At 70.5% G+C, this 9,394-nt stretch carries 12 protein-coding genes and 12 tRNA genes; 19 read left to right on the forward strand and 5 right to left on the reverse strand.

What is annotated here, in order from left to right; translation table 11 throughout:
- Nucleotides 1-2: 2 nt before the first annotated feature.
- Complete coding sequence (locus QRX50_RS26145) at nucleotides 3-1,031, reverse strand: nitronate monooxygenase (protein WP_285965820.1); 1,029 nt, start codon at nucleotides 1,029-1,031, stop codon at nucleotides 3-5.
- 104 nt (nucleotides 1,032-1,135) lie between these two features.
- Between QRX50_RS26145 and QRX50_RS26150 the strand changes: the two genes are divergently transcribed.
- The 15 genes from QRX50_RS26150 to QRX50_RS26220 all read left to right on the forward strand — a co-directional run bounded on the left by QRX50_RS26150 (nucleotide 1,136) and on the right by QRX50_RS26220 (nucleotide 4,334).
- Nucleotides 1,136-2,005, forward strand: coding sequence for a LysR family transcriptional regulator (locus QRX50_RS26150; RefSeq protein WP_285965821.1), 870 nt, complete (start codon nucleotides 1,136-1,138; stop codon nucleotides 2,003-2,005).
- An 83-nt stretch (nucleotides 2,006-2,088) separates the two neighbouring features.
- Nucleotides 2,089-2,259, forward strand: coding sequence for a hypothetical protein (locus QRX50_RS26155; RefSeq protein WP_285965822.1), 171 nt, complete (start codon nucleotides 2,089-2,091; stop codon nucleotides 2,257-2,259).
- A 184-nt stretch (nucleotides 2,260-2,443) separates the two neighbouring features.
- Nucleotides 2,444-2,528, forward strand: a tRNA-Tyr gene (locus tag QRX50_RS26160).
- 5 nt (nucleotides 2,529-2,533) lie between these two features.
- Nucleotides 2,534-2,608: transfer RNA gene (locus QRX50_RS26165), tRNA-Glu, on the forward strand.
- Nucleotide 2,609: 1 nt separating this feature from the next.
- A tRNA-Arg gene (locus QRX50_RS26170) sits at nucleotides 2,610-2,683 on the forward strand.
- 12 nt (nucleotides 2,684-2,695) lie between these two features.
- Nucleotides 2,696-2,768, forward strand: a tRNA-Asp gene (locus tag QRX50_RS26175).
- A 120-nt stretch (nucleotides 2,769-2,888) separates the two neighbouring features.
- Nucleotides 2,889-2,960, forward strand: a tRNA-Glu gene (locus tag QRX50_RS26180).
- A 1-nt stretch (nucleotide 2,961) separates the two neighbouring features.
- Nucleotides 2,962-3,035 (forward strand) — tRNA-Leu (locus tag QRX50_RS26185).
- Between the two features lie 43 nt (nucleotides 3,036-3,078).
- Nucleotides 3,079-3,152 (forward strand) — tRNA-Leu (locus QRX50_RS26190).
- A gap of 5 nt (nucleotides 3,153-3,157) precedes the next feature.
- A tRNA-Gln gene (locus tag QRX50_RS26195) sits at nucleotides 3,158-3,230 on the forward strand.
- A 10-nt stretch (nucleotides 3,231-3,240) separates the two neighbouring features.
- Nucleotides 3,241-3,312 (forward strand) — tRNA-Gln (locus QRX50_RS26200).
- An 18-nt stretch (nucleotides 3,313-3,330) separates the two neighbouring features.
- A tRNA-Ser gene (locus QRX50_RS26205) sits at nucleotides 3,331-3,420 on the forward strand.
- Between the two features lie 34 nt (nucleotides 3,421-3,454).
- Nucleotides 3,455-3,544 (forward strand) — tRNA-Ser (locus QRX50_RS26210).
- Between the two features lie 26 nt (nucleotides 3,545-3,570).
- Nucleotides 3,571-3,642: transfer RNA gene (locus QRX50_RS26215), tRNA-Arg, on the forward strand.
- Between the two features lie 251 nt (nucleotides 3,643-3,893).
- On the forward strand, nucleotides 3,894-4,334 hold the full coding sequence (locus tag QRX50_RS26220; RefSeq protein WP_285965823.1) for a hypothetical protein: 441 nt from the start codon (nucleotides 3,894-3,896) through the stop codon (nucleotides 4,332-4,334).
- A gap of 28 nt (nucleotides 4,335-4,362) precedes the next feature.
- Here the strand turns inward: QRX50_RS26220 and QRX50_RS26225 are convergent, their stop codons facing one another.
- Nucleotides 4,363-4,734, reverse strand: coding sequence for a cupin domain-containing protein (locus QRX50_RS26225; RefSeq protein ID WP_285965824.1), 372 nt, complete (start codon nucleotides 4,732-4,734; stop codon nucleotides 4,363-4,365).
- 264 nt (nucleotides 4,735-4,998) lie between these two features.
- On the opposite strand from QRX50_RS26225, the gene QRX50_RS26230 reads away from it, so the two are divergent.
- The gene (locus QRX50_RS26230) at nucleotides 4,999-6,099 is read left to right on the forward strand and encodes a helix-turn-helix transcriptional regulator (RefSeq protein WP_285965825.1); all 1,101 of its coding nucleotides are present in this window, start codon (nucleotides 4,999-5,001) and stop codon (nucleotides 6,097-6,099) included.
- Between the two features lie 112 nt (nucleotides 6,100-6,211).
- Here QRX50_RS26230 and QRX50_RS26235 read toward each other — a convergent pair whose 3' ends face one another.
- Nucleotides 6,212-6,361 (reverse strand): hypothetical protein, encoded by a 150-nt coding sequence (locus QRX50_RS26235; RefSeq protein WP_285965826.1) that lies wholly within the window; start codon nucleotides 6,359-6,361, stop codon nucleotides 6,212-6,214.
- A 69-nt stretch (nucleotides 6,362-6,430) separates the two neighbouring features.
- On the opposite strand from QRX50_RS26235, the gene QRX50_RS26240 reads away from it, so the two are divergent.
- The gene (locus QRX50_RS26240) at nucleotides 6,431-6,679 is read left to right on the forward strand and encodes a hypothetical protein (RefSeq protein ID WP_285965827.1); all 249 of its coding nucleotides are present in this window, start codon (nucleotides 6,431-6,433) and stop codon (nucleotides 6,677-6,679) included.
- Between the two features lie 25 nt (nucleotides 6,680-6,704).
- A complete protein-coding gene (locus QRX50_RS26245; protein WP_285965828.1) occupies nucleotides 6,705-7,289 on the forward strand; it encodes a uracil-DNA glycosylase family protein in 585 nt (194 codons plus the stop codon).
- A gap of 9 nt (nucleotides 7,290-7,298) precedes the next feature.
- On the opposite strand, the gene QRX50_RS26250 is transcribed toward QRX50_RS26245, so the two are convergent.
- Nucleotides 7,299-8,210: a glutaminase gene (locus tag QRX50_RS26250; protein ID WP_285965829.1), complete on the reverse strand. Its 912-nt coding sequence runs from the start codon at nucleotides 8,208-8,210 to the stop codon at nucleotides 7,299-7,301.
- A 48-nt stretch (nucleotides 8,211-8,258) separates the two neighbouring features.
- Nucleotides 8,259-8,708: a group II truncated hemoglobin gene (locus QRX50_RS26255; protein WP_285965830.1), complete on the reverse strand. Its 450-nt coding sequence runs from the start codon at nucleotides 8,706-8,708 to the stop codon at nucleotides 8,259-8,261.
- Nucleotides 8,709-9,011: 303 nt separating this feature from the next.
- On the opposite strand from QRX50_RS26255, the gene QRX50_RS26260 reads away from it, so the two are divergent.
- Nucleotides 9,012-9,326 (forward strand): hypothetical protein, encoded by a 315-nt coding sequence (locus QRX50_RS26260; RefSeq protein WP_285965831.1) that lies wholly within the window; start codon nucleotides 9,012-9,014, stop codon nucleotides 9,324-9,326.
- The last annotated feature ends 68 nt before the right edge of the window (nucleotides 9,327-9,394 follow it).

Raw genomic sequence — 9,394 nt, forward strand, 5'->3', positions numbered from 1 at the left:
GGCTAGAGCCGGTGGGAGAGCCGCGTGAGGATGTCGGCGGCGGGTTCGGCGGTGGCGTGCCGGTAGCCGGTGCCGGCCCACAGGTTGACGCGCTCGGCGTCGCCGGCCTGCACGGCCGCCTTGCGCAGCGCGCTGGTCAGGTGGTGCAGGGCCGGGTAACCGGCGGGAGCTTCACCCGAGTGGTCGTCGGTGAACGCGTTGCGCAGGCCTCGCGCCGGGCGGCCGGTGAACGCGCGGGTGACGACCGTCTCCCGGCGGGCCGGGTCGGCCAGCGCTTCGCGGTGGGGTTTCGACGCCCCGCTCTCGTCGGACCGCAGCAGCACGGTGCCGACGGCCACGGCGGTGGCACCGGCGCTCAGCGCTTCGGCCACGGCCTCGGGCGTGGCGAGCCCGCCGGCGCCGACCAGGGGCAGCGACACCGCGGCGCCGACCTCGCCGAGGACCCGCGGCAGCGGGACCGCCGGCGGGACGCGGTCGGGCGTGAGGGTGCCTGAGTGCCCGCCCGCGGCCGCGGCCTGCACGAGCAGGAGATCCGCGCCGGCGTCGGCGGCCAGCCGGGCCTCGTCGGCCGAGGTCACGGTCTGCGCGACCAGCGTGCCGGCGCGGTGCAGCCGGGTGAAGACCGACGTGTCCGGCAGGCCGAAGGTGAAGCTGACCAGCGGGACGGGCCCGGCCAGCAGGAGGTCGAGCTTGGCCTGCCAGTGGTCGTCGTCCTCGGTGATCGCCTGCGGGAGGTCGAGGCCGTAGCGGTCGGCGTCGGCCTGCAGCGCGCCGGCGTAGCGCCGGTAGGCGGCTGGGTCGACGGGCACTGGGTTGGGTGCGAACAGGTTGACCCCGAACGAGATGCCCAGCGCGCGGACCTGGCTGATCTGCTCGGCGAGCGCTTCGGCCGTCTTGTACCCGCCGGCGACGAAGCCGAGGCCCCCGGCGCTCGCCGCCGCGGCCACCAGGGCGGGCGTGGTGCCCCCGCCCGCCATCGGCGCCGCCAGGACGGGCGAGGTCACCCCGAGACCGGACAGCGAGCTGTGCATGTCGAACGCCTTCTCTCTTCGCCGTGCGAACCCTTCGCCTCCACGCTAAGCACCGGCGGCCGCGTTGGGAAATGCGCGTCCGGCCGCGGCTATGCTCTGCGGGCATGGTTGAGGGCACACCGGCGGGCATCGAAATCCGGCACCTGCGCGCGTTCGCGTCGGTGGCCCGGCTGGCGTCGTTCACGCACGCCGCCCAGGAGCTCGCCATCACGCAACCCGCGCTCAGCCGGACCGTTCGCCAGCTCGAAGAGCTGCTGCGCGTGACGCTGCCGGACCGCTCGTCGCGGCACGTGGAGCTGACGGATGCGGGCCAGGCGTTCCTGGAGCACGCCCAACGTGTGCTGGCGGAGCTCGACCGCGGCGTAAGCGCGGCGCGGAGCCGGGGCACCGTGAAGCTGGGATTCAGCTGGCTGCTGCCCACGCCGTGGGCGCAGGAGACCGTGGCGCGGTTCGAACACACCACCGGCAGCTCGGTCGACCTCGTGCGCATCGACGACCCGCTCGCGGCGGTGCAGCAGGAGAAAGTGGACGTCGCGCTCGTGCGCGGGCAGGTGCGTTCGCCGCAGCTGCAGGTCGTGCACCTCTTCGACGAGGACCGGGTGGCCGTGTTCGCGGAGACGTTCCCCCACTCCGGTGCGTCCGAGCTGGCGTGGGCCGACGTGCCGAACTGGCCGCTGGTGGTCAACGTCGTCAACGGCACCACCGGGCCGGGGTCCTGGCCCGAGGGGCAGGGGCCGACGACCGTCCTCGAAACGGCCAACTTCGACGTGGATCGAGAGCGTCGCCGCGGGGCGCGGGCTGGGGGTGGTGCCGGAGGTCGCGGTGCGGCGCAACATCCACCCCACGGTGCGGTTCCTCCCGATCACCGGTGCGCCCGCGATCCCGGTCGCGTTGGCGTTCCTGTCGAACGCGAACGGACCGGTGCTTCGGCAGTTCGTGGAAGCGGCGCTCGGGTGAGGAAAGTGGTTCGGTAATAAAGATTGACACCCGGGTGTGGATTCGCGATTATGTAATGGAGCTGAACGCAAGAGATCGCACAAACTCAGAAGGAGTCGTCGTGGCGAGCATGGAGAAGCGAGGGTCGCAGCGCCGTTATCCCGGCGATCTGCGCGATGCGCTGCGCTCGTCGGATGCGCTGTCATCGATGCCGCGCCTGCCGCAAGAGCGGCTCAGCGGCTTGATGCTGCCTGAAGAGCAGCTGCTGAGCACCGGGGGCTCCCCACCGTGACGTCGTCGACGTCGTGACCGGGAGCCGCCCATCGGGAAACCGATTCGGGCGGCTTTCTCTATTTCGTGCACCTCAAAAAATGGTGCTAAATCAACTTGGTCGATATGTTGCGCTCATTTTTGGCGCTTGTTCTTTGTCAACTACACAGCGGAGCAGAAACACGCTCGCCGGCCGCGGCGAGCACGGTGGGGCTGGGCACAGGTGAGCCCACCCGGCTGTAACCCGGACGCCCTTCGGCGGCTTTGACGGTTCGACTCCGTCCCCCACCACGCGAGGCCGATGAGACTGCCGGCCAGGTCACCGCCCCTTCAAGGCGGGGGACCGGGATCGATACCCGGATCGGCTGCCACACCCCTGTAGCTCAGTTGGACAGAGCGCCGGATTACGGATCCGGAGGTCCCAGGTTCGAGTCCTGGTAGGGGTACGCGGGTTTCAGGCTCACGTGGCCCAGTGGCGAGGGCAGCTCCTTGTCGAGGAGACGATCGCGGGTTCGAGTCCCGTCGTGAGCGCAGGTCCGGCACCCGAGGGGGGTGCCCGGCCGACGAGTGCGAGGGAGACGGGAACCCATCCGCTTCGGGAGCGGAAGACACCGCGTTCGACTCGCGGGCACTCGACGACACCACCGGCACGGCGCGTTGGTCCAGCGGAACGGACACCGGCCCCTCAAGCCGAAGACGCGGGTTCGACTCCCGCACGCGCTACGCGGTTGTAGCCCAACTGGCAGAGGCACCTGGCTGAGGGCCAGGCCAGTCGGGGTTCGAATCCCCGCAACCGCACACGGCTCCACCGAAGACGGGTCCCCTTGCGAGGGGACCCCGCGCCCTCGTAGCCCAACCGGCAGAGGCACCGGACCCAGGCTCCGGACAGTCCAGGTTCGACTCCTGGCGAGGGCACGCTTTCCCGGGTGGTGTATCCGGTCAACACAGCGGATTTTGGCTCCGCAGAGCCAGGTTCGAGTCCTGGCCCGGGAGCGCCACGCGATGCCCGTTCGTCCAACCGGCAGGACTCCGGACCCTGGATCCGGCAATCGAGGTTCGAACCCTCGACGGGCAGCCGAGCGCGGCAACACAAGGAGGGCTGGCCGAGTGGCAAGGCACCGGATTGCTGATCCGTGGTCTGGGACGTCGCGTCCCGGCGCGCGTTCGATCCGCGCGCCCTCCGCGCACGACGGTGGCACCCGGGTGCCGCCGGGCCAGGAGGATTGGCCGAGTGGTAAGGCAGCCGTTTCGAAAACGGTGGTCGGGTGTGCCGAGCACCCGCGTGGGTTCGACTCCTGCATCCTCCGCACCTCGCCGGCGCGAACCCGGCGAAGCCCTCGTGGTCCAACGGACACGACTCCGGCGTCCGAAGCCGGGAACGCAGGTTCGACTTCTGCCGGGGGCACCGCGACACACCGCGACGCGCGGGGCCCAGTGGCCGGCCGGGCTCATATCCCCGGATCGCCTGGATCGACACCAGGACGCGCGACCGAACTCTGCTCCGCTGGTGGTCGCCCGGCCCGTTCGCGGGCCGGGGCCCGGTCTCGTACCTGCGAACGAGGGCGACGACTCTTGATCTCGTTCGCAGGTACGAACTTCCCGTCGCCGGACCTTTCCATTGTGCGGCAAGGAAAATGCGCTCTTAGGGTCCGGACCATGAACGAATACGACAACCGGGCTCCCAGCACCGTTCTCGGAGCTTTCTGGCTCTACCTCGTGTCGACCGTCGTCGCGATCGCCGGCGCGGTCGTGCTTGTCGCGGACAAGCAGACGATCGTCGACGCAATCAGAACCGCCGGCCGCGGTCAGCTCACCGACCCGCAGATCCAGCAGGCGGCGAACGTCGGCCTGTGGGTGGCGGTCGCGGTCGCCGTCGTCATCGCGCTGATCTACCTGTGGCTCGCATTCAAACTGAAGGCCGGCCGCAACTGGGCGCGGATCACGCTGACGATCCTGACGCTGCTGCAGATCGTCTCGCTCGTCGCGGGCCGCGGCGGCACCGTGCTCGGCTACCTCAGCGCCGGGGCGGCGGTGGTTGCGCTGGTGCTCGCGTTCCTGCCGCCGTCCAACGCCTACCTCTCAGCTTCTCGACGGTGAACCCGGGCGGCGGCCGGTGACAGTCCACTCAGGACTGCCGCCGGTCGCCGCCGGTTCCGTCGATCGAGTACTGGACGTTGGGCTCGGCCTTGATGATCAGCACCGTCGTGTCCTCGAGTGAGGTCTCGACGTGCTCCTCGCCGGGCTGCACGAAGTAGAAGTCGCCCGCGCCGAGCTTGCGCTCCTGCCCGCCCCCTTCCCACTTGAGCACGCCGTCGACCACGAACACCGAGACCCAGGTTTCGTGGCGGTGAAGGCTGAGCTCGTGGTCCGGGGGCATCTTCACCAGCGAGAACGACAGCCCGTGGCCGTCGTACCAGAGCTTGCAGCGGTCGATGGCGTGGCCGACCACGTCTTCGTGGATCCACTCGCGCTCGCCAACCTGCGTGAACTTCGGCATGTCTGCTCCTTCGCCGGGGGAAGCCGTCGGGCTCGATGGCGAGAGCGTAGGTACCGGGCGCCGCGTCGCCTGTCACACCGACGGGGACATTCTCCGAGGTCGCCACGGGTGGCGGGGGATGTCGTGAATGTCCCCGTGCGGGTGACACGAGCGGCGCCGGTGGTTGCGTAGCGTCGGGCGATCGGGCGGCCCGCGCCGGACTGCCGGGGCTTCACCTGCGCGGATACGATCGGGCGTCCACTCATCGGTGAGAGGTCGGCCGTGATGTCCGAGCACCCGCGCGACGACCGGGGACGCGCCCTGGCCGAACTGCTGCTCGCGCTGCAGACCGGGCTCGACGTGCGCGAGGTGCAGTCGGGATACCTCGACCGCGTCGGGCACCTGGTCGCCGCCGGCGCGTACGGGTTCTCGCGCTTCGGCCCGCTCGGCGAACGGCTCACGCCGCTGACCGTGCAGACGCGTCGAGCGCCCGAGGGCCTCGTGCCCGCCTACAACGACCTGGGCGCCGACCGCGATCCGCTGCTGGTCGCGGCCGTCGCCGCCGGCTCGCCGGTGGACAACGCGTCGCTGATGTCACCGCAGGCCTGGGGGGAGCAGTCGCTGTGCGGCGTGCTCGGCGGACACGGGCTCTACCACTCGACGGTCGTCCCGCTGATCGCCCAGAGCCGGGTGCTCGGCGCGCTGTACCTCGCGCGCGGCGCCGACGAAGAGCCCTTCTCGGAGCTCGACCGTTCGGCCATGGCGGTCGCGAAGCAGCACGTCGAGGCGGCCCTGCACCGCGCGACCCGCCACGAGGAGCTCGACAGCCGGGCGTCGCTGCTGGCACGGACGCTGGACGAGCTCGACGTTCCGGTCGTCGTCACCTCCGCCGACGGCGAGGTGCTGCTCGACAGCAAAGCCCTGCGGCGCCTGCACCGCACCCATCACCACGCCGGACCGCGCCTGGCCGAGCTGCTGTCCCGCAACTTGCGCGACCTCGCCCGCGGCTCGCAGCGCGTGGCCGTCGCGTCCGGAACCTTCACCGCCGGCCGGGTTTCCCGCCGCGCCGACGACGCACCGGCGGACCTGCGGCTCACGGTGAAGTCCACTGTGCTCCGTCGCGGAATCGGCGCGGTGGTGTCCTTTGCTTTCGTGCAGCGGAAAGACGTGGCCACTCCGGTCGAGCGGTCACCCCTTTCCGCGCGGGAGCGGGAGATCGTCGCGTGGGTCGCCGAAGGCCTGACCAACCGGCGGATCGCCGAACTGGCCGTGGTGTCGGAGAACACCGTGCGCCAGCACCTGAAGCGGATCTTCGGCAAGCTCGACGTGCACAGCCGGGCGCAGCTGGTCCAAGCGGTGTGGCAAGGCGCGACCGACGACCCGTGAGCGGCGTCAGGTGCCGTCGTCCACTGGGCGCGGTTTCGCGACCAGGAACCCCCCGCGGCCGAGACGGCTCGCGCGTCCCGGCGTGACGGATCTCGCTACGATCGGGGAATCGTCACACCGAGGGGGACCCGCCGATGTCGGAACTGCTGAGCGCGATCGACAGCAGCGTCACAGTCGAGTACGGCCAGTTCGTGCTGCAGGAAATCCCGATGGACCGCAACGCGCTGTCCGTGGGGGAGCCGAGCGGTGACTGGCTCGTCATGGGCGGGGCCGGGGGACTGCTGCTGCACAGCGCCGGGAACGACCACGACCCGGCCGTGCGGGTGGAGCTGTGGGATACCGAGCCGCCGGCGGCTCGCGGCGAGTGGGATCGGGTGGTCCGGTCGTGTGTGACCTGGCCGAGCAGGTGCGCCTGCAGTCCGTCACCGCGGCCATGGCGCCTGACGTGCTCACGCTGGGGCGGCCCGGTCCGCACCACGCCCGGGTGCACGAAGGCGGCCGCGCCGCGACGGCCGAGCTGGGCGAAGGGACGTTCGCCGCGGGCGCCGAGCGCTGGCTGATCCAGCTCTGGCCCGCGTGAGGGGGCCGGATATTCTGGCCGGACCATGACGAACCTCGACCGGATCCGCGCCGACCTCATCGCCGACCCCGACAACGCGTGGGCGAAGGAAGCCGGCTACGAGCCCCTCTACACCGCGGAGCCGTCGGCGAGGGTGGCGCTCATCGGGCAGGCGCCGGGGCGGAAGGCGCAGGAGAGCGGCGTCCCCTGGAACGACGCCAGCGGAGTGAAGCTGCGCGGATGGCTCGGCGTGACCGACGAGGAGTTCTACGACCCCGCGCTGTTCGCGATCGTGCCGATGGACTTCTTCTACCCCGGCAAGGCGGCCTCCGGTGACGTGCCGCCGCGCCGCGGGGTGGCGGAAAAGTGGCACCCGCGGATTTTCGCCGAGCTGCCCGACATCCGGCTGACGGTGCTCGTCGGCAGCTACGCGCAGAAGTACTACTTGCACGCCGGGCGCGCGCGGAGCCTCACGGAGACCGTGCGGTCGTTCCGGGACTACTTGCCCTCGACGATCCCGCTGGTGCACCCGTCGCCGCTGAACGTCGGGTGGCACCTGCGGAACCCGTGGTTCGAGCAGGAGGTCGTGCCGGAGCTGCGGACGCTGGTGGCGGCCGCGCTCAAGTCCTGAGTGGACGCATCAGAAGATGCTGAGCCCCGTGACGTTGCCGAACGTCTCGAGCGCCATCGCGGCCGTCACGGAGTTGCCCTTCTCGTCGAGCCCCGGCCCCCACGCGGCGATCGCGCAGCGGTCCGGCACGATCGCGAGGATCCCGCCGCCGACGCCGCTCTTGCACGGCAGCCCCACGCGGTACGCGAACTCGCCGGCGGCGTCGTAGGTGCCGCAGGTGAGCATGATCGCGTTGATGCGCCGGGCGTCCTGTTTGGACAGCAGGCGCGTCCCGTCGCGGCGGACGCCGTGGCGCGCCAGGACCAGCCCCGCGCGGGCGAGCTCGACGCACGACGCCATGATCGAGCACTGGCGGAAGTAGTGGTCGAGCATCTCGTCGACGGGGTTGAGGACGTTGCCGAAATCGGCCATCAGGTAGGCCAGCGAACGGTTGCGGTTCCCGGTGCGCGTCTCGGACTCGGCCATCGCCGGGTCGTAGGTGAGGTCGGGGTTGCCGGTCTCCGCGGCCAGGAACGCGCACAGCGCACCGCACGCGTCGCCGGTGTCCGCGAGCAGCTGGTCGGTCACCAGCAGCGCGCCCGCGTTGATGAACGGGTTGCGCGGCACCCCGCGTTCGATCTCCAGCTGGATCAGCGAGTTGAACCGCGTCCCCGACGGCTCCCGGTTCACGCGCCGCCAGATCGACGCGTCGTCATGCCCGAGCACGTGCGCCAGCGCGAAGGCCTTCGAGATGCTCTGGATCGAGAACGGCACTTCCGCGTCACCCACCTGGTGCAGCTCGCCGTCGACGGTCGCCACCGCGAACCCGAACTGCACCGGGTCCACGCAGATCAGGTCGGGGATGTAGTCCGCCACCTTGCCGGCCCCGATGTGGGGCCGCGTGGCCGCCCACACCTCACCGACAGCGCGCTCGTAGTCCACCGGCCGCCCTTCCCGCACGTGATCTCAGCGGGCTCGATGATGTCACGACTACCGCGGGTCGTCGCCCGCCCAGGTCCAGTGGGGGACCTCGCGCAGGGGGTGGAGGTCGGCGTCGGTTCCGGCGCGGGAGTTCTGCAGGGCGACCTGGGAGCCGAACTCGACGTGTTCGCGGACGGCGTCGCGGAAGGGCGCGTCCGCGGGCAGGCCGGCGGTGTCGAGGGCCGCGAGGTAGAGCCGGACGAACCGTTGCCGCTGGGCTTCGGTGATCTTCAGCCCCCGGTGGACGGCGATCAGGTGCGCGAACCCCAGCTCGCGCGAGAAGCGATCCGGGCCGCCGAACGACTCGGCCGTGAACGACGTCAGGTGCTCGACGTGCCGCGGCTGTCCCGTGCCGAACAACGGCTGCAGCAGCGGGTCCGCCAGCACGCTGTCGTAGAACACCTGCTCCAACCGGTGCAGGGCGGCTTCCCCGCCGGCGTGCTCGAACAGTGAGGGCATGGGGCCAGCGTAGGCCCGGTATCGCCCGTGGCGGGGCAGTTTCGCCGGTGGCGTAGCCGGTGATGAACCACCCGGCGCCGGCCGCGGTGAGCGACGGCCCCTCACAAGCGTCACTACAGCCTCGGCGAACGCGGTAGCCACCGTTGCCATCGACATCGCACTGGGTGTCGAACCGGCTGGGGTCCGTGTCGGACGTGCCGTGGCCTCTGTGGATCGGCCTCTTGTTCCCGATCTACGTCGCGGCGATTTCGGTGGTGATCTGGTTGTTGCGCGGTCGCGTCTGGGGAAGTCAGGCCTGGTTATGTGCGCACCGATGTCGCGGCGGGGCTCGAGCGCGTGGTGGCCGCGACCCGATTCGCCATGGTTGCGTTCGTTGCCGCAATCGTGCTTACGGGTGTGTCGATCGTGGTCAGCGGCGCAGCACAGACGGTGCTGCAGTATCTCGCGACGCTGGGCTTCGTTCTGGCTTGGGCCACGACGAGTTCTGGGGTCTACGGCCGCAGCGAGACGTGGTTGCGGGGTGCATGTCTGAAGAGCCTGAAGTGGTGGTTCTTCATCTTCGCCCCGGTTGGAGTGCTCAACCTGGTCTTCACCGTCGCGAACAGTGCACAGGCCTGAGGTCTGCACAGTGCGGTGAGCGACCAACCGGTTACAGTCGATCATGAAGCCGCGCCACCGGAGGTCTC

The sequence above is a fragment of the Amycolatopsis sp. 2-15 genome (genome assembly GCF_030285625.1).
Classification (GTDB): Bacteria; Actinomycetota; Actinomycetes; order Mycobacteriales; family Pseudonocardiaceae; genus Amycolatopsis; species Amycolatopsis carbonis.